Source organism: Rhodococcus sp. 2H158 (assembly GCF_053764755.1).
Genome location: NZ_JBSNCE010000004.1, coordinates 135,434 through 153,175 on the forward strand (window position 1 = coordinate 135,434; position 17,742 = coordinate 153,175).

Consider the following 17,742-nt stretch of genomic DNA (forward strand, 5'->3'; position numbering starts at 1 on the left):
GGTGGGGCCTGTCGGCCGTCCGCTCGAACGACCGACGGTAGCACGGGGTGGCCCGTCGCTCGTGGTGCCGTCCACCGTTTCGATAACACGTTCTCATCATACGTATGAGGCGATTTGTGTATGATCGCGGCACCGTGGCTCGGGGCTTCTGCGGGAGCGCCGGCCCAGCCCATTTCCGGACGACGAGGGGTAGCGCGTGACCGATCTGCAGATCCGAAAGATGAACTTCGCGTTCGAGGATTACGACGTGCCCTTCCTGTGGAACGACGCGAATCCGGCCTTCTCGAGCATGGCCAACGCGGTCTCGTTCCTGGCGATCGGCTTCGAGAAGATGATCGTGAAGATGATTCTCCAGACCAAGCCGCTGATCACCGACCCCGAGGTCGCCGCGGAGGCGGACGCGTTCATGCGTCAGGAGGGGCAGCACTCGACCGCGCACCGCCAACACGTCAAGGCCCTGATCGAGCGGTACCCGGGGCTCCGGGAGACTCTCGCCGACGTCATCGGAGAGTTCGACCGGCTCACCGCGGAGACCTCGCTGAACTACCGGCTCGCCTACACCGCGGATCTCGAAGCGACCTTCACTCCGGTGTTCAAGCTGATGCTCGACAACGAGGCGGCCCTGTTCCGGCCCGGAGACGACCGGGTGGCGTCGCTGTTCATCTGGCACTTCGTCGAGGAGGTCGAACATCGGAGTTCGGCGCTCGTCGTCTTCGACTCCGTCGTCGGCTCCGACATCTACCGGATGCGCGTGGCCCCCTCCGTCTTCCGTCATGTGCTGAAGGTCATCCGGCTGGCCTGCGAGGGATTCAACGAGCATGTTCCGCTGGAGGACCGGAAGATCGACGCTCTGTCGATGTTCGCGTCCTACCGGCGCAAGCAGCGCCTGCGCACGTGGTTGCCCCTGCTGCACGCGGAGGACCACGGCCCGATGCCACGCGCGTTCGACGATCTGCCGCTCGGTGAGCAACTCGTCGCCCTGGCGGGAGTCGTCCGGAGCCAGTTGCCGAAGCACAACCCGGCCCACGAGAAGCTACCGGCACTCGCGGACGTGTGGTTCAGGCGCTACGAGGACGGCTACGACGTCACGCGCTGGTACACCGCCGACGCGGTCGCATCGTAGGGAGCCGGAGCGATGACCGACCTGTGCTCACCCACCTTCGCCGAACTCGCCACGTCCCTGGGCTTCTCGTGCGAGGAGGCCGGTGGCCTCGTCGAGGTCCGCAACCCGTCGGCCCTGGAGAACTGGACCCTTCCGGTTCTCGAGGTCACCATCGTGGTCGGCGCCGTGCTCGCGCTCGTGCTCGCCGTCGTGCGCCTGCGTCGCCACGGCGATCCCACCAACCTGGTGCTCTGGTTCGGCGCCACCGCCTACCTGTTCCTCATCGAGCCACCGCTGTACTTCCCCGCCGCCTTCGGCATCGAGGAGCACGTGGACACGATGTTCGCCCACAACGTGTTCACGGTGGAGTTCCTGTGGGGCCGGCTCCCGCTGTACATCATCGCGATCTACCCGCTGATGGCCACGCTGGCGTTCGAGATCGTCAGAATGCTGGGCGTTTTCCGGCGCTACGGAGTTCTCGTCGGTGCGGTCTGCGTGGGCTTCGTTCACCACGCGTTCTACGAGATCTTCGACCACCTCGGACCACAGTTGCGATGGTGGCACTGGTCGGTGACGAATCCGGTCAACCAGCCCATGTTCGATGCGGTCCCGCTCCCGAGTGTGGTGGTGTTCGCCGCGCTCTGGCCGATGGCGCTCGCGTTGTGCGTGCAGTTCTTCGTCGGTCGCCACGTCGACCGTGGCCGGCACTTCTCCGGTCTCGAGCTGGTGTGGCGCACGGTCGTGATCGGCCTGCTGGCGTCGCTGGGCACGTTCGTCCTCCCGCTCCCGGCGACGGTCCTGGGCATGGGAAGTACGACGGTCCGGGGAGTGCTGTACGCGGTGGAACTGGTCGTCGTCACGCTCGTCGCGAGCGTGGTGCTCGTGCGCCGATGGGTGCGGCTGCGGCGGGGCGAGCCGGATGTTCCTCCCTACACGAACCGCTTCGTCCAGGCCTACAGCGTGGTGTACCTGTGCGTCATGGCGATCCTCTGGGCGACCGCGTTGCCCGAATTCTTCCGTGCCGTCGACGGCGTGACGAGCACCGGCGATCCGGTGGGAAACCTGTGGTACACGCTGGCGTGTTACGTCGTCGCACTGCTCTGCGTGGCCGCCACGTTCGCCGTGCAGCGCGGAGGGGGCGAACCGGGCGACAGACCTCCCGCCCACGAGCGGGACGCGACGCACGCCGCATAGCAGAGTCGGCGCACGCCGAGGGCGGCCGGCGGCGGGGGAGTCGCGCTCTCCGGGCGACGAGGCCGCAGACACGAGTCCACCCGCCATGCGGAATCGCAAGGCGGGTGGACTCGTGACGAACTACGTGCGGAACCGGCTCAGCAGTCGTAGTACAGCTGGAACTCGTAGGGGTGCGGCCGCAGGTTGACCGGAGCGATCTCCTGCTCCCTCTTGATCGAGATCCAGGTCTCGATCAGGTCGCTGGTGAACACGCCGCCCTCGGTCAGGTACTCGTGGTCGCGCTCGAGGTTGTCGATGACCGATTCGAGGCTGGTAGGAGCCTGCGGGATGTTCTTGGCCTCCTCCGGCGGGAGCTCGTAGAGGTCCTTGTCGACCGGGGCCATCGGCTCGATCTTGTTCTTGATGCCGTCGAGACCGGCGAGCATCTGCGCGGCGAACGAGAGGTACGGGTTGCCCGAGGAGTCCGGGGCACGGAACTCGAGGCGCTTGGCCTTCGGGTTGTTGCCGGTGATCGGGATGCGCACGGCGGCGGAGCGGTTGCGCTGGCTGTAGACCAGGTTGATCGGAGCCTCGTAGCCCGGCACCAGACGGTGGTACGAGTTGATCGTCGGGTTGGTGAACGCGAGCAGCGACGGCGCGTGGTGCAGGATGCCGCCGATGTACCAGCGCGCCAGGTCCGACAGACCCGCGTAGCCGGACTCGTCGTGGAAGAGCGGCTTGCCTTCCTTCCACAGCGACTGGTGCACGTGCATGCCCGAACCGTTGTCACCGAACAGCGGCTTCGGCATGAAGGTCACGGACTTGCCGTGCTTCCAGGCGGTGTTCTTGACGATGTACTTGAACAGCTGCAGATCGTCGGCCGCACCGAGCAGGGTGTTGAACTTGTAGTTGATCTCGGCCTGACCGGCGGTGCCGACCTCGTGGTGGCCGCGCTCGAGCTCGAAGCCGGCGTTCTGCAGGTTGGTGGAGATCTCGTCGCGCAGGTCCACGTAGTGGTCGTACGGTGCGACGGGGAAGTAGCCGCCCTTCGGGCGGACCTTGTAGCCGAGGTTGGGGCTGCCGTCGGCGTTGACCTCGACGCCGGTGTTCCACGAACCGGAGATCGAGTCGATCTCGTAGAACGCGCCGTTCATCTGCGAGTCGTAGCGGATCGAGTCGAAGATGTAGAACTCGGCCTCGGCACCGAAGAACGCGGTGTCGGCGATGCCGGTGCTGACGAGGTATTCCTCGGCCTTGCGGGCGACGTTGCGCGGGTCCCGGCTGTAGGACTCACGAGTGAACGGGTCGTGGACGAAGAAGTTGATGTTCAGCGTCTTGGCGGCCCGGAAGGGATCGATGCGCGCGGTGGTGACGTCGGGCAGCAGCATCATGTCCGACTCGTGGATGGACTGGAAGCCGCGAACGGACGAGCCGTCGAACGCCAAGCCGTCCTCGAACACGTCCTTGGTGAACGCGCTCGCGGGAATCGAGAAGTGCTGCTGAACGCCGGGGAGGTCGCTGAATCGGATATCGACGTACTCGACGTTTTCGTCCTCGATGTACTTGATGACCTCTTCGGCCGAGGTGAACGCCACGCTTGTGCTCCTTCAGTCAATGCGCGCCATGGGGATGGGGCGTCTGCGTCGGATACAGACCGTATTGAGCTGGTGTTGCCCGACCATCAATCCCATGTTTCACCGATGTTACAGCTCGTCTTCCGGTGTCGTGAGGACTACTTTTGTGGTAGAAGTCACCGGCGTGCACGTGGGGTCGGTCCGGTCCGCTCGTTGCACCCTATCCTGGACAGCATGGCACGTATGACCGGCAGCTGGCTCTCCGGACCCGCTGCGGCGATCCCCAAGGGGCAGGAAAAGGCCCAGGACTACCGCGGGCAGTTGCTCGGCCTGCCCCAGGACGGGCCGGGCGCGCTCGCGGGCACCGGCCGGCGGGCGAGCGCTCTGGCAATCGACTGGTTCACCTCCGTCGGTATCGCCACCGCGATCGTCGGCGAACGTCCCTTCGAGAACCCTCAGCTGTCCACCTACACCCTGCTGGTGTGGTTCGTGGTGGGGGTGCTCACGGTGACGTTGTTCTCGTTCACCCCGGGGCAGTATCTGGTCGGCCTCCAGGTCGCCCGGGTCGACGCGCCCGTACGAGTGGGGCCGGTTCGCGCCCTGGCGCGGCAGATGCTGCTCGTGTTCATCGCACCGGCGATCGTCACCGACGTCGACGGCCGCGGCCTGCAGGACCGGGCGACCGGCACGGCCCTCGTACGGTCCCGCTGACGCGCCCTTTCACGAAACGCCGAACGGGAGCCTGTACCGGGTCGATCCGGGTGCAGGCTCCCGTCGTCGGGGCGGGCCTCAGCGGCGGCGCATGGTGCGCTGGACGCTGCGCATCTTCGCGCCGGCCGGCATCGGACCCTTCGGGAGCGCGGCGCCGGTCTTCTTGGTGCTCAGGGCGGCCAGTCGGCCCTCGATCGCGTCCATCCGCTTGGTGTCGATGTTGCGCGGCAGCTTCGACAGGTGCTTCTGCAGTTGCGACAGCGGGACCTGGCCCTCGTCGTTGCCGACCACGACGTCGTAGATCGGGGTATCGCCGACCAGGCGCGCCACCCGCTTCTTCTCCTGTGCGAGAAGCGCTTTCACGCGCTGCGGCGATCCCTCGGCCACCAGGATCACGCCCGGGCGGCCGATGACGCGGTGCACGGCGTCGAGCTGCGCGGTGCCGGCCACCGCGTGCGTGACGCGCCAGGAGCCCTGCAGGTTGTCCAGCGCCCACGCCGCCGCGCCGGCCTGGCCCTCGGCCTTGCCGTAGACCGTCTTCTGCACCCGGCGACCGAAGATGACGAACGCGAGCAGCACCCCCACGAGCAGGCCGACCGGCAGGAGGAACCACTCGATACCGAAGATCAGCCCGATCAGGAAGAACACCAGGGTGGAGACGACGATCGCGCCGATCATCCACGGCAGCAGCAGCTTGTCTTCCTTGCGCTGCAGCTGGAACGCCTGCCAGAGCTGGGTTCGCCGCTCCTTCGACGCCTGCTTGCGCGCGGCCTTCGCTGCGGCCTTCGCTTCCTTGTCGGGTTTGCTGCCTTTCGCCATGCACCCAGGATACTTTCCCCGCGGTGGCCTCTTCACCACCGCGGGTCCGGTGCGGCTACGGCGTGAGGCGAGCGAGCACGGAGCTGGCTTCCTGGGCTGCTGTGCCCCCCTCGGCCAGGTGCGCCTGGGCGGCGGGCAATTCGCGGCCGTGGTGTGCCATGGCCTGCGCGTACAGGCGGCCCGCGCGGTACGAGGACCGGACCAGCGGCCCGGCCATCACGCCCGCGAAGCCGATCTCCTCGGCGGTCTCCGAGTGCGCGACGAACTCCTCGGGCTTGACCCACCGCTCGACGGGATGGTGCCGCGGTGACGGGCGCAGGTACTGGGTGATGGTGACGATGTCGCAGCCGGCGGCGTGCAGGTCGTGCAGCGCCTCGGTGACCTCCTCCGGCGTCTCACCCATGCCGAGGATCAGGTTGGACTTGGTCACCAGGCCGAACTCGCGGGCCGCGGTGATCACGTCCAGCGACCGCTGGTAGCGGAACGCCGGGCGGATGCGCTTGAAGATCCGGGGGACGGTCTCGACGTTGTGCGCGAGTACCTCGGGACGCGACTCGAAGACCTCGGTGAGCAGTTCGGGCTTGCCGTTGAAGTCGGGGATGAGGTTCTCGACGCCGGTACCCGGGTTGAGCTCGTGGATCTGCCGCACGGTCTCGGCGTACAGCCACGCGCCGCCGTCGGGCAGATCGTCGCGGGCGACACCGGTGATCGTCGAGTATCGCAGGCCCATCGCCTGCACCGACTCGGCGACGCGGCGCGGCTCGTCGCGATCGAGCTCGGTGGGCTTACCGGTGTCGATCTGGCAGAAATCGCATCGACGGGTGCACTGCTCGCCGCCGATGAGGAACGTCGCCTCCCGGTCCTCCCAGCATTCGTAGATGTTGGGACAACCGGCTTCCTCGCAGACCGTGTGCAGGCCCTCGCGCCGCACCAGTCCCTTCAGCTCGGTGTACTCCGGGCCCATCTTCGCCCGGGTCTTGATCCAGTTCGGCTTGCGTTCGATCGGCGTCTGCGCGTTTCGGGTCTCGATCCGCAGCAGTTTGCGTCCTTCTGGGGCCACAGTCACGGGCTCGATCCTACGCCCGCCGGCACCGGCCGGACCCACCCCGGGGCGGCCGGACCCACCCCGGGGCGCAGCCCTCGCGGGCGACGATCAGCCGTACCGCACCGTGGTGAACTCCGGCCGCGGGGTCTGCGGCGGCTCGGCACCGACGGCCTGTTCGAACGTCACCCGCTCGATGTCGTGGTCCGTCACCGGCAGGCGGCCGTCGAGAGCGTCGATCACCGCCGCCGTCACCGCCGGCATCACCTCGGCGACGGTGACGTCCCGTCCGAGCTCACCCGTGAGCGAGGTGACACCCGCGTCGCGGATGCCGCACGGCACGATCGAGTCGAACGCGTCGAGGGTGGCGTCGCAGTTGAGGGAGAACCCGTGCATCGTCACCCCGCGCTGCACCCGCACCCCGATAGCGGCGATCTTGCGCTCGGGCAGCCAGTGCCCGTCGCGCAGCTCGGCCGGCAGCCATACGCCCGAGCGACCCTCCACGCGGCCGCACGTGAGCCCGAGGTCGGTGCAGACCTCGATCAGGGCCTGCTCGAGACGTCGCACGTAGCCGACGACGTCGATGGGTTCGCCGAGCCGGATGATCGGGTAGCCCACCAGCTGGCCGGGGCCGTGCCACGTGATCTTGCCCCCGCGGTCGACGTCGATCACCGGGGTGCCGTCGGTGGGGCGGTCCTCCGGGGCGGTGCGCTTACCGGCGGTGTACACGGGCGGATGCTCGAGCAACATCAGGGTGTCGACACCGCGGCCCTCAGCCCGGTCGGCGGCGATCTCCCGTTGCCGCTCCCACGCCTCGAGGTAACCGATCAGCCCCAGGTGCGCCACCGCGACGGGTTCGGAATCGAAACGGGCGGAGGAAGATGCGCTGCTCATAGTCCTCGACCCTACGCCGTCGGGGGGCCGTCGCGAAGAGGTGACTTCAGGACGCGAGCGCGTTTCCCAGGGCGGCACCGATCGTCGGATACCGGAACTCGAAGCCCGCCGACTCGAGCACCGCCGGCAGGGCACGCTGCCCGGTGAGCACCAGTGCGCGCGCCATTTCCCCGACGACCGCGCCGACCACGAAACCGGGGGTCGTCCACGGCGCGGGCCGGTGCACCGAGTGCGCCAGCGCCTCGGTGAACCGGGCATTCGTCACGGGGGCCGGGCCGGTGACGTCGACCGGTCCGGCGATGTCGCCGCGACCGAGGACGAAGCCCAGCGCCGCCACCGCATCCTCGATCGCCACCCACGACATGTACTGCCGGCCGTCGCCGAGCCGGGAACCGAGCCCGAGCCGGAACAGCGGCTCGAGCCGGCGCAGGATGCCCCCGTGCGGCGCGAGCACGACCCCGGTGCGGAGAACGATCGTGCGGACCCCGGCCTCACGCGCCGGTGCCGTGGCAGCCTCCCAGTCGCGGCACAGGTCGGCCACGAACCCCTGCCCGGCAGGGCTGCATTCGTCCACCACCGTCTCGCCGGTGTCCCCGTAGAAGCCGACGGCGCCCGCATTGACCAGCGTCGGCACCCCGGCGGCCGCGACGGCGGCGGCGAGGACGTCGGTGGGGACGATCCGGCTGTCGCGCAGTTCCTGCTTGACCGCGCCCGACCAGCGCCGCGCACCCACGCTCGACCCGCACAGGTTCACCACAGCGTCGACGCGGTCGAGCGCCGCGGGATCGACCCGACCCGTCCGCGGATCCCAGGACCACTCGTCCGGCGCCCCCGGCGGACGCCGCACCAGGCGACGCACCTCGTGGTCGTGCGCCCGCAGCCACGCGACCGAGGCAGTTCCGATCAACCCCGACGAGCCGGCCACGAGGATGCGCATGCCGGTGATTCTCCCGCATCTGCAGGGACCGGAACACGGAAGCGGGGGCCTCGTCGGTGTGACGATGCCCCCGCTGCGGGTCCGGTGAGTGCCGGGCTACACCCCGTGGGTCACAGGCCCAGGTCGGCTTCGAACGCCGCCTCCTCGAGGCGGTGCTTGATCGTGGTGAGGAACCGGCCCGCGTCCGCCCCGTCGATCAGGCGGTGATCGTAGGTCAGCGGCAGGTAGCACATCGAACGGACACCGATCGACTCGTTGCCCACCTCGTCGGTGACGACCACCGGCCGCTTGACGATCGCACCGGTGCCCAGCATCGCCGCCTGCGGCGGCACCAGGATCGGCGTGTCGAACAGGGCGCCCTGGCTGCCGATGTTCGTGATCGTGAAGGTGCCACCGGCCAGCTCGTCCGGCTTGAGGCCACCGCTGCGGGCACGCTTGGCGATGTCCGCGATCGCGCGGGCCAGGCCGGCCAGCGACAGGTCGCCGGCGTTGTGGATCACCGGGGAGAGCAGACCCTGCTCCGTGTCCACGGCGATGCCGAGGTGCTCGGCCGCGTGGTAGGTGATCTCCTTCTTGTCCTCGTCGTAGGAGGCGTTGATGTTCGGGTGCGCCTTGAGGGCCTCGACGACGGCCTTCGCGAAGAAGGGCAGGAAGGTCAGGTTGACGCCCTCGCGCTCGGCGAAGGTCGCCTTGGCCTGCGCCCGCAGGTGCGCGATCTTGGTGACGTCGACCTCGAAGGTCTGGGTGAGCTGCGCGGTGGTCTGCAGGGACTCGCGGGTCTTGATCGCGGTGATCTGGCGGATCCGGTTGACCTTCTGCGTGGTGCCGCGCAGGTGGGCGAGCTCGGGACGGACACCGGCGGTTGCGGCCGGAGCGGCGGCCGGAGCCTTGGCGGCGGGCGCCGGCGCCTGGGCGGCGGGGGCCTTCGCGGCCTCGGCAGCGGCGAGCACGTCCTGCTTGCGGATGCGGCCGCCGACACCGGTGCCGGACACCGTCGACAGGTCGACGCCGTGCTCGGCAGCGAGCTTGCGGACGAGGGGCGTCACGTACGGCGTGGCTCCACCCGAGGTTTCCTCGGCCGCGGGGGCCGGAGCGGCGGCCGGAGCGGCCTGCTTCACCGGCTCCGGGGCGGGCTGCTTCGCCGGCTCGGGGGCCGCCTGCTTCGCCGGCTCGGGCTTCGGCTCGGGCTTCGGTTCCGGCTTCGGCTCGGGCTTCGACGGCGCCGCGGCCGGGGTTCCCGATCCGATCACCGCGAGCTGCCCACCGACCTCGACGGTCTCGTCCTCCTGGGCGTTGATCTCGAGGAGCACACCGGCAACCGGGGACGGGATCTCCGTGTCGACCTTGTCGGTGGACACCTCGAGCAGGGGTTCGTCGACCGCGACCTCGTCACCGACGGACTTCAGCCACCGGGTGACGGTGCCCTCGGTCACGGACTCGCCGAGCGCCGGCATGGTGACCGGGGTGCCCTCGGCGGCGCCGGCGTCGGAGCCGGACGGAGCCGGAGCGGGCTCGGGTTCCGGCTCGGGCTCGGGGGTGGGCTGCTCCGCGGGTGCCGCCTCTTCGGTCGGGGCGGCAGCGGGGGTGGTGGACGATCCCGCGTCGTCGGCGGAGTCACCGATCACCGCCAGCTCGCCGCCGATCTCGACCGTCTCGTCCTCTTGGGCGACGATCTTCACCAGCACACCGGCCGCGGGCGAGGGGATCTCGGTGTCGACCTTGTCCGTGGAAACTTCGAGCAGCGGCTCGTCGACTTCGACCGTGTCTCCTTCCTGCTTGAGCCATCGCGTGACAGTTCCCTCGGTGACGCTCTCACCAAGCGCTGGCATCTGGACGGAGAAGGCCATGTCTGTTGACTCCTCGACGGTTGTGTTCGGGTGTGTTGAGTTGTGCCGACCGATGGTCGCGGACCATTGTGTGGTCGCAGACCATTGTGCTCGAGGCCACGGTCTCGTGCGGTGTCTTGCGGTGTTCGGTTGAGACCACACCCGATGCCGGGTATGACCTCGACCATCCTTGCACTGATCCAATCGCGGCGTTCGACGAGGGTTGGGTCACGCGCGCCCGCGCGTCCCTGCCGCCCGGCAGGGACGCGCCGGACGGATCAGCCGTTGTCCGCGATGTCCTCGATGACGGCGAAGAGGGTGCGCACCGGCACACCGGTGCCGCCCTTGCCGACGTAGCCGAACGGGCTTCCGGTGTTGAAAGCCGGCCCGGCCACGTCGATGTGGGCCCACTGCACGCCCTCGGCGACGAACTCCTTCAGATACAGGCCGGCGGCGAGCATCCCGCCCCACCGGTGCGGCGTGACGTTGGCCAGGTCGGCCACCCGGGAGTTCAGGTCCGCGCGCAGCTCGGCCGGCAGCGGCATCGCCCACCCGTTCTCGCCCACCTCCTGCGAGAGCCGTGCGACACGGTCCCGGAACTCGTCGGTGCCCATGACGCCCGGCGTCCGCGTCCCCAGGGCGACCATCTGCGCGCCCGTGAGCGTCGCGGTGTCGATCAGGTAGTCGGGCGCGTCCTCGCAGGCACGGACGATGGCGTCGGCAAGGATGAGACGACCCTCGGCGTCGGTGTTGATCACCTCGACGGTGGTGCCGCCGTACTGGGTGAGCACGTCGCCGGGACGCTGTGCCGTCGCGGACGGCATGTTCTCGGCCATCGGCACCGTCGCGGTCACGTCTGCCGCCACCCCGAGCTTCGCGGCGAGCACGACCGTCGCGACCACCGCCGCGGCCCCGCCCATGTCGGACGTCATGTTCTCCATCCCGGCGGCCGGCTTGATGGAGATGCCGCCGGTGTCGAACGTGATGCCCTTGCCGACGAGCGCCACCTTCGGGGCCTTGCGCTTCTTGGCGGAGTAGCTCAGCCGCACGAGCCGCGGCGGGCGCGACGACCCCTTGCCGACCCCGACGATGCCGCCGTAGCCCTGCTGCTCGAGCGCCTTCTCGTCCAGCACCTCGACCCGCAGCCCGGCGGCGGTGCCGAGCGCCTGCGCGCGGTCGGCGAACTCGGCCGGGAACAGGTGGCTCGGCGGGGTGTTGACGAACTCGCGGGCGGTGGCGACCGCCTCGGCGACGGCCGTCGCCCGGGCCAGCGCGGCCTTGACCTCGCGGGCGCGCGGCGACGCGACGAGCAGCTCGATCCGGGCGGGTGGCTGCGCGTCGTCGGAGTTCGACTTGGCGGTGCGGAACTCGGTGAACGTGTACGCGCCGAGCGCGAAGCCCTCCGCGGCGGCGCCGAGATCCACGGCGGACAGGGTCGTCGCGACCACGGAGGCGCCGGCGAGGACGCGCGCCGCGGCGCCGGCGGAGCGGCGCACCTGTTCGGCGTCGATCTTGCCGGCGGCGCCGAGCCCGACGGCGAGCACGCTGGTGACCGGCAGGGCGGCGGGCGCGGGGATCCGCGTGACCTCCTCGGCCTTGCCCTTGGCGCCCACGGACTGCAGGGCGTCGAGCAGCCCGCCGAGGACGTCCTCGTCTACCAGTCCGTCGCCGAGCAGGGCCTCGGGACCGTCGTCGCCTGCGGTCAGGCCGATGACGAGGACGTCCGCGCGCTTGGAAACGCTTCCGGCGAGAACGAGTTCGGGGAGGGTGGGCGAAATGGCACTCACAGGCGTCTCCTAGGGGGAAGGGGGTCGTGGCACCGATGCTAATGATCCCGGGGGGTGGGATAGCGTGGGGCGCATGAGCGACCAGTCACTGCTGCAGGGCCCGATCCACGCCGTCCACACCGAGCTCGGTGCGACCTTCGCGGCCTTCGGTGGCTGGCAGATGCCGGTCTCGTACGCCGGCACCGTCGCCGAGCACACCGCCGTGCGTGAGAACGTGGGCCTGTTCGACGTCAGCCATCTGGGCAAGGCCCTCGTCGCCGGTCCGGGCGCGGCCGACTACGTCAACTCGACGCTCACCAACGACCTGCGCAAGATCGGCCCGGGCAAGGCGCAGTACACCCTCTGCTGTACCGAGTCCGGGGGTGTCACCGACGACCTGATCGTCTACTACGTCTCCGACGAGGAGCTGTTCCTCGTGCCGAACGCCGCGAACACCGCCGCGGTCGTCGCCGTCCTCGCCGCGAACGCGCCCGAGGGCGTGACGGTGACGAACCAGCACCGCGACCACGGCGTCTTCGCCGTGCAGGGACCGAACTCCGAAGCCGTTCTGCAGGGGCTGGGGCTGCCCACCGACCTCGGCTACATGAGCTTCGTGGACGCGCAGTGGAACGGCGTGCCGGTCCGCGTGTGTCGCACCGGCTACACCGGTGAGCGCGGCTTCGAACTGGTGCCGCGCTGGGCCGACGCCGAGGTGCTGTTCCGGGCGCTGGCCGACGCCGTGCGCGCCGCCGGCGGTCAGGTTGCCGGGCTCGGGGCCCGCGACACTCTGCGCACCGAGATGGGCTACCCGCTGCACGGGCACGAGCTGTCGGAGGCGATCTCGCCCCTGCAGGCCCGTTGCGGCTGGGCGGTGGGCTGGAGCAAGCCGGCGTTCCGGGGGCGTGCGGCGCTCGTCGCGGAGAAGGAGTCCGGTCCCGCGCGGCGGCTGTGGGGGCTGCAGGCGCTCGACCGTGGCGTGCTGCGGCCGGACCTGAAGGTGCTGCGCGACGGAAACACGGTGGGGGAGACCACGTCCGGCACGTTCTCCCCGACGCTCAAGGTCGGCATCGCGCTGGCCCTCCTCGATACGGCGGCGGGCCTGGCCGCCGGTGACGAGGTCGCGGTCGACGTCCGGGGACGTGCCCTGCGCGCCCAGTTGGTCGTCCCACCGTTCGTCCCCGACCACACCAAGTAGGGCGGCGCGGGCGGTTCGATAGGATCAACGGTCATGACCGGTGTCCTCGAATTCGCCCACGTTCCGCACCCCTCGCCCGCCTCCGCGGAGCGGCGTGGAGAGATATTGGCGGATCCGGGGTTCGGCCGGTACTTCACCGATCACATGGTCACGATCGACTACACCGAGGGCCGCGGCTGGCACGACGCCACCGTCCAGCCGTACGGGCCGATGCAGCTCGATCCGGCCGCGATGGTGCTGCACTACGGGCAGGCGATCTTCGAGGGTCTGAAGGTCTACCGGCAGCCCGACGGCAGCATCGCGGCCTTCCGCGTGTACTCCAACGCCGAACGGATGCGTCGGTCCTCGCGGCGCCTGGCGATGGCCGAGCTGCCGGACGAGTTGTTCGTCCGTTCGATCGCGGAGCTGGTCGAGGCCGACCACGAATGGGTGCCCGCCGCCGGCGGCGAGGAGTCGCTGTATCTGCGGCCGTTCATGTTCTCCACCGAAGCGGGTCTCGGCGTGCGGCCCGCGAACCAGTACCGGTACATGCTGATCGCGTCCCCGGCTGGCGCGTACTTCCCCCGCGGCGTCAAGCCGGTGAGCGTGTGGATCTCGCAGGAGTACGTGCGGGCCGCGCCGGGCGGCACGGGCGACGCCAAGTTCTCCGGGAACTATGCCGCGTCGCTGCTGGCGCAGGCACAGGCCACCGAGCAGGGCTGCGACCAGGTCGTGTGGCTCGACGCCGTCGAGCGCCGCTACATCGAGGAGATGGGTGGCATGAACCTGTGCTTCATCTTCGGATCGGGCGCCGATGCGAGGCTGGTGACGCCGGAGCTGTCCGGCTCGCTGCTGCCCGGCATCACCCGTGACTCCCTGCTCACCCTGGCCAGGGACGCCGGCCTCGAGGTGGAGGAGCGCAAGATCTCGGTGGAGGAATGGGAGTCGAAGGTCGCCAGCGGCGAGATCACCGAGGTCTTCGCGTGCGGCACGGCGGCGGTCATCACCCCGGTCGGCACCGTCAAGAGCCGGGACGGCGAGTTCACCGTGGCCGACGGCGAGCCCGGCGAGGTCACCATGGCCCTGCGCGACACCCTCACCGGCATCCAGCGGGGGACGTTCGCCGACACCCACGGCTGGCTCACCACCCTGCGCTGAGCCCGGCTCGGCCGGGCCCTGCACTGAGCCCGGCTCGGCCGGGCCTATGCGACGGCCGCGCTCAGCGCCGCGGCCACGATCGTCACCGTCGTCTCGAGGCCGGCCCCGAGCGCGTCGCCGTTGAGGCCGCCGAACCGGCGGACGCAGTGCCGCACCAGCAACAGTGCCGCACCGAGCGCCACGGCGACCGTCGCCGGGCCGGCCCACCAGGAGCCGGGCACGCACCAGGCCGCCGCGACGAGCGCGACGCCGGCCCACAGGGCGCCCACCCCGAGCGGCTGTGTCCCCGCCACCAGGGCACCGAACCCGCTGCCCGGGGCTGCGGCCACGCCGCGTCGGCAGGCGAGGACGACCGCGACCCGGCCGGCGGTGACAGCGAGGATCACGGCGGGCCAGGATCGCGCGTCGGCGAGCGCCCCGAACGAGGCGGCCTGCGCACCGAGCACGACCACCAGGGTGGCCACCCCGAACGGTCCGGCGCCGCCCGACTTCATCACCTCACGAGCCCGCTCCGGCGGTCCGTAACAGCCGAGCCCGTCGGCCGTGTCGCACAGGCCGTCGAGGTGCATGCCGCGCGTCGCGAGGCCCAGGAAACCCACCCCGATCAGGCCGGCGAGCAGGGGAGTGCAGCCGGCGGCGACCGCCGCCCACAGCACGCCTGCGGCGCCGAGACCCAGCACGAGGCCGGCGACCGGCGCCGCGGCGATGGCCGCGCCCCCGGTGCCGCGATCGATGCGCCCCGGTCCCTGAACCGGCAGCACGGTGAGCCAGGAGAGGGCGAGGGCGATGCCGCGCATCGGTCGCCGCAGGGCGATGCCGCGCATCAGTCGCCGCAGGGCGATGCCACGCATCAGTCGTCGCGCGGATCGGCGACCGGCGTGGCGTCCTCGTCGCGGGTGCTCACGCCGGCCTCGGCGAACGTCGCCATGTTCGTGAGAACCGCCACCGCACCGTGCAGGATCGGCAGCGCGGCGACCGCCCCCGAGCCCTCGCCGAGGCGCATCCCCAGGTCGACGAGGGGATCCAGGTTCAGGTGCCGCAGGGCCAGCGTGTGGGCCGGTTCGGTGGAGCGGTGCCCGGCGATCCACCAGTCCCGGGCTCCCGGGGCGAGTTCCTCGGCGACGAGCGCCGCGGCGGTGACGACGACCCCGTCGAGCACGACCGGGGTCCGGCGCACCGACGCCTGCGCGAGGTACCCGGCCATCGCGGCGAGGTCGGCGCCTCCGGCGGTGCGCAGCAGCGCCACCGGGTTGCGGGCGTGGGGCCGGGCGCGGCGCATCGCGTCGCGGATCGCGGCGACCTTGCGCATCCAGGCGGCGTCGTCGATGCCGGTGCCGCGTCCCACGGCCGCGACGGGCTCGGTGCCCGTGAGCGTGGCGATCAGCGCCGTCGCGGGGGTGGTGTTGCCGATCCCCATGTCGCCCGCGACGAGCAGGTCGGCTCCCGCGTCGACCTCCTCGTCGGCGACGGCTCGCCCGGCGATGATCGCCTGGAGGGTCTCTTCTTCGGTGAGCGCGTCCTCCCGGTCGATGGAGCCGCTCGACCGGCGCACCTTGTGTGCGGAGACCGCCGGATCCGTGTCCCCGTCGACGGCCATGTCCACCACCCGGACCCCGGCGCCGGCGGTGGCGGCGAGAACGTTGACGGCGGCGCCGCCGGCGAGGAAGTTGGCGACCATCTGAGCGGTCACCTCGGGGGGATACGCCGAGACGCCGCCGCGGGCCACACCGTGATCGCCGGCGAACACCACCACCCGGGGACGGGTGAACGGGCGGGGCGGCACCTGCCCCTGGCAGGACGCGACCCAGCACCCCAGCTCCTCCAGCCGGCCGAGGGAACCGGCAGGCTTGGTGAGATCGCGCTGCCGGGCGTCGGCGCGCCGGCGGACCTCCCGGTCGGGGGCGACGACGGGCGGGAAGACGACGTCGGCGGAGTGGACGGAGTCGCTGCTCACGGGGCACCTTTCACGAAGTGGCGGAGGCCGAAGCCACCGCTGGACGCTACCAACCGGCGCTGTGGCAGAAAATCGACGGTAGATGGCTTTGCTGCCACTGTCTCGGGCGTTGCACCGGCGACAGACTGTCCGTCATGAGCCAGGTCGTCGTGATCGTCCTCGTGTTGGCCGCGCTCGTCGCCGGCCTCGAACTCGCGCGGGCCCGTTCCCGTCCCGCCCCGCGGTGGGTGACGCGGGCCTGGTGGCGCCACAATCACTTCCGGCCGCAGGATCCGTCGTCGCCCCTCCGGGGCGACCCGTGGGCCGGCTGGGTGCGCAGCACGATCGATGCGCGCCGAGCACCGCATCACTGACCGGTGCGCCGGCCCGCGCGGTCAGACGGCGTCGCCGGGGGAAACCCGCGGCAGCGGCGCCCGGAGCTTGCGGATCTGCGAGGCTCGCACGAACGCGTACCACCCCAGGCCGAAGCCGCCCTCCGTGGTGTCGGGGAAGCGGGCCCGGGCCTTCTTGTTCACGAGGCGGCCGAGGTAGATCCCCTCGATCACCATGAGCACGATCATCGCGAACATCGCGAGCGTCACGTACTGCTGGACCACCGGCCCGAGGAACATCGTCATGATCAGGATCAGCGCCATGGGCATGAACAGGCCCACGAGGTTGCGGCGGCTGTCCACCAGGTCGCGCACGTAGGCCCGCACGGGCCCCTTGTCGCGCGGCAGCAGGTACTTCTCCTCGCCCGCGAGCATGCGGGTGCGGCGCTCGCCGGCGGCGGCGCGGCGCTCCGCGGACTGCGCCTTGCGCTCCTCCTTGGAGAGGGACTGCTTGGCGGCCTTGCGGCGCGCCCTGGCTTCCTTGGCGGTCAACGGGGCCGGAGCGACGGGACCACGCCGGCGGGCCTCGGCCTCTCGGCGCTTCGGGGTCGGGCGACCCTTGCCGGTCGTCCCCTTGCCCTCCTCGGACTGCGGGGAGGCGACGGACTCGGACGCGCCGAGGTCCCCGTTGTCGGATTCGTCGGAACCGCCGCGGCGTAGCAACTTCACCCCTCCAGGCTATGGGAAAACCGTCCCGGCCGGAAAATCGCCCCCGGTCAGGCCCGCGTGCGGTCCGAGGCGCGCATGAGGAATAGATGCGCGCGCGGTACCGTTGAGGCAACCGGGTTTGAACACGAAAGACTAGGGAGCGCCCATGACTGTGCAGGAAGAGACCGCCACTCACGGCGTCACCATGACCGAGGCCGCCTCCGCCAAGGCGAAGGCGCTGCTCGACCAGGAGGGCCGCGACGACCTCTCGCTGCGCATCGCCGTGCAGCCGGGTGGGTGTGCGGGCCTTCGCTACCAGCTGTTCTTCGACGACCGGACGCTCGACGGTGACCTCACCCGCGACTTCGGCGGCGTCATCCTCGCCGTCGACCGCATGAGCGCCCCCTACGTCGAAGGCGCGTCGATCGACTTCGTCGACACGATCGAGAAGCAGGGCTTCACGATCGACAACCCGAACGCCACCGGCTCCTGCGCCTGCGGCGATTCGTTCAACTGACGTAAGTCCGCCCGTGTCCGAAGGGCGCGGTCCGCACTGCGGCCCCGACGCGCACTCGCGTCGGGGCCGCAGTGCT

General features: G+C 70.4%; 17 protein-coding genes. 7 read left to right on the plus strand and 10 right to left on the minus strand.

Translation table 11 applies throughout. From position 1 onward, the window contains the following. Positions 1–196 precede the first annotated feature (196 nt). Both ACWPOB_RS05320 and ACWPOB_RS05325 read left to right on the plus strand, forming a co-directional pair. Entirely contained in the window at positions 197–1,123 is a 927-nt protein-coding gene (locus tag ACWPOB_RS05320) for a metal-dependent hydrolase (RefSeq protein ID WP_100057217.1), read from the plus strand. A gap of 12 nt (positions 1,124–1,135) precedes the next feature. Beyond that, positions 1,136–2,296: a hypothetical protein gene (locus ACWPOB_RS05325; protein WP_100057218.1), complete on the plus strand. Its 1,161-nt coding sequence runs from the start codon at positions 1,136–1,138 to the stop codon at positions 2,294–2,296. Positions 2,297–2,433: 137 nt separating this feature from the next. On the opposite strand, the gene glnA is transcribed toward ACWPOB_RS05325, so the two are convergent. After that, positions 2,434–3,870, minus strand: a complete 1,437-nt coding sequence (gene glnA, locus ACWPOB_RS05330; protein ID WP_455400135.1) for a type I glutamate--ammonia ligase — start codon at positions 3,868–3,870, stop codon at positions 2,434–2,436. A gap of 213 nt (positions 3,871–4,083) precedes the next feature. On the opposite strand from glnA, the gene ACWPOB_RS05335 reads away from it, so the two are divergent. Beyond that, a complete protein-coding gene (locus ACWPOB_RS05335; protein WP_455400136.1) occupies positions 4,084–4,560 on the plus strand; it encodes an RDD family protein in 477 nt (158 codons plus the stop codon). Between the two features lie 78 nt (positions 4,561–4,638). Here the strand turns inward: ACWPOB_RS05335 and ACWPOB_RS05340 are convergent, their stop codons facing one another. The 6 genes from ACWPOB_RS05340 to ACWPOB_RS05365 form a co-directional block, all read right to left on the minus strand. Continuing rightward, on the minus strand, positions 4,639–5,379 hold the full coding sequence (locus tag ACWPOB_RS05340; RefSeq protein WP_029544250.1) for a DUF4191 domain-containing protein: 741 nt from the start codon (positions 5,377–5,379) through the stop codon (positions 4,639–4,641). Positions 5,380–5,434: 55 nt separating this feature from the next. Then, a complete protein-coding gene (gene lipA / locus ACWPOB_RS05345) occupies positions 5,435–6,445 on the minus strand; it encodes a lipoyl synthase (RefSeq protein WP_455400137.1) in 1,011 nt (336 codons plus the stop codon). 87 nt (positions 6,446–6,532) lie between these two features. Then, positions 6,533–7,315: a lipoyl(octanoyl) transferase LipB gene (gene lipB / locus ACWPOB_RS05350; RefSeq protein ID WP_100057221.1), complete on the minus strand. Its 783-nt coding sequence runs from the start codon at positions 7,313–7,315 to the stop codon at positions 6,533–6,535. Between the two features lie 46 nt (positions 7,316–7,361). After that, positions 7,362–8,252 carry a TIGR01777 family oxidoreductase gene (locus tag ACWPOB_RS05355; protein ID WP_455400138.1) on the minus strand — a complete coding sequence of 297 codons (891 nt, stop codon included), beginning with the start codon at positions 8,250–8,252 and terminating at the stop codon, positions 7,362–7,364. Between the two features lie 110 nt (positions 8,253–8,362). Next, on the minus strand, positions 8,363–10,099 hold the full coding sequence (sucB, locus tag ACWPOB_RS05360) for a 2-oxoglutarate dehydrogenase, E2 component, dihydrolipoamide succinyltransferase (protein ID WP_455400139.1): 1,737 nt from the start codon (positions 10,097–10,099) through the stop codon (positions 8,363–8,365). A gap of 257 nt (positions 10,100–10,356) precedes the next feature. Next, entirely contained in the window at positions 10,357–11,865 is a 1,509-nt protein-coding gene (locus ACWPOB_RS05365; protein ID WP_455400140.1) for a leucyl aminopeptidase, read from the minus strand. Between the two features lie 73 nt (positions 11,866–11,938). Here ACWPOB_RS05365 and gcvT point away from each other — a divergent pair, with 73 nt between their 5' ends. Next, the gene (gene gcvT, locus ACWPOB_RS05370) at positions 11,939–13,039 is read left to right on the plus strand and encodes a glycine cleavage system aminomethyltransferase GcvT (RefSeq protein WP_455400141.1); all 1,101 of its coding nucleotides are present in this window, start codon (positions 11,939–11,941) and stop codon (positions 13,037–13,039) included. 33 nt (positions 13,040–13,072) lie between these two features. Continuing rightward, on the plus strand, positions 13,073–14,176 hold the full coding sequence (locus ACWPOB_RS05375; RefSeq protein ID WP_100058817.1) for a branched-chain amino acid aminotransferase: 1,104 nt from the start codon (positions 13,073–13,075) through the stop codon (positions 14,174–14,176). A gap of 44 nt (positions 14,177–14,220) precedes the next feature. Here the strand turns inward: ACWPOB_RS05375 and ACWPOB_RS05380 are convergent, their stop codons facing one another. Together ACWPOB_RS05380 and cobT are read right to left on the minus strand one after the other, a co-directional pair. After that, positions 14,221–14,973, minus strand: a complete 753-nt coding sequence (locus tag ACWPOB_RS05380; RefSeq protein ID WP_455400202.1) for an adenosylcobinamide-GDP ribazoletransferase — start codon at positions 14,971–14,973, stop codon at positions 14,221–14,223. A 53-nt stretch (positions 14,974–15,026) separates the two neighbouring features. Then, on the minus strand, positions 15,027–16,130 hold the full coding sequence (cobT, locus tag ACWPOB_RS05385; RefSeq protein WP_455400142.1) for a nicotinate-nucleotide--dimethylbenzimidazole phosphoribosyltransferase: 1,104 nt from the start codon (positions 16,128–16,130) through the stop codon (positions 15,027–15,029). Between the two features lie 134 nt (positions 16,131–16,264). Between cobT and ACWPOB_RS05390 the strand changes: the two genes are divergently transcribed. Continuing rightward, entirely contained in the window at positions 16,265–16,483 is a 219-nt protein-coding gene (locus ACWPOB_RS05390; protein WP_455400143.1) for a hypothetical protein, read from the plus strand. Between the two features lie 21 nt (positions 16,484–16,504). On the opposite strand, the gene ACWPOB_RS05395 is transcribed toward ACWPOB_RS05390, so the two are convergent. After that, a complete protein-coding gene (locus ACWPOB_RS05395) occupies positions 16,505–17,170 on the minus strand; it encodes a DUF3043 domain-containing protein (RefSeq protein WP_455400144.1) in 666 nt (221 codons plus the stop codon). Between the two features lie 145 nt (positions 17,171–17,315). Here ACWPOB_RS05395 and ACWPOB_RS05400 point away from each other — a divergent pair, with 145 nt between their 5' ends. Next, positions 17,316–17,666, plus strand: coding sequence for a HesB/IscA family protein (locus ACWPOB_RS05400; RefSeq protein WP_029544238.1), 351 nt, complete (start codon positions 17,316–17,318; stop codon positions 17,664–17,666). Positions 17,667–17,742: the final 76 nt, after the last annotated feature.

Bases quoted from the DNA above. Each gene is read 5' to 3' on its own strand.
- ACWPOB_RS05340 (WP_029544250.1), bottom strand. From the start codon at position 5,379: ATGGCGAAAGGCAGCAAACCCGACAAGGAAGCGAAGGCCGCAGCGAAG.
- lipB (WP_100057221.1), bottom strand. From the start codon at position 7,315: ATGAGCAGCGCATCTTCCTCCGCCCGTTTCGATTCCGAACCCGTCGCG.
- ACWPOB_RS05375 (WP_100058817.1), top strand. From the start codon at position 13,073: ATGACCGGTGTCCTCGAATTCGCCCACGTTCCGCACCCCTCGCCCGCC.
- ACWPOB_RS05335 (WP_455400136.1), top strand. From the start codon at position 4,084: ATGGCACGTATGACCGGCAGCTGGCTCTCCGGACCCGCTGCGGCGATC.
- ACWPOB_RS05400 (WP_029544238.1), top strand. From the start codon at position 17,316: ATGACTGTGCAGGAAGAGACCGCCACTCACGGCGTCACCATGACCGAG.
- ACWPOB_RS05380 (WP_455400202.1), bottom strand. From the start codon at position 14,973: ATGCGCGGCATCGCCCTCGCCCTCTCCTGGCTCACCGTGCTGCCGGTT.
- ACWPOB_RS05355 (WP_455400138.1), bottom strand. From the start codon at position 8,252: ATGCGCATCCTCGTGGCCGGCTCGTCGGGGTTGATCGGAACTGCCTCG.
- ACWPOB_RS05390 (WP_455400143.1), top strand. From the start codon at position 16,265: ATGAGCCAGGTCGTCGTGATCGTCCTCGTGTTGGCCGCGCTCGTCGCC.
- ACWPOB_RS05325 (WP_100057218.1), top strand. From the start codon at position 1,136: ATGACCGACCTGTGCTCACCCACCTTCGCCGAACTCGCCACGTCCCTG.
- sucB (WP_455400139.1), bottom strand. From the start codon at position 10,099: ATGGCCTTCTCCGTCCAGATGCCAGCGCTTGGTGAGAGCGTCACCGAG.
- gcvT (WP_455400141.1), top strand. From the start codon at position 11,939: ATGAGCGACCAGTCACTGCTGCAGGGCCCGATCCACGCCGTCCACACC.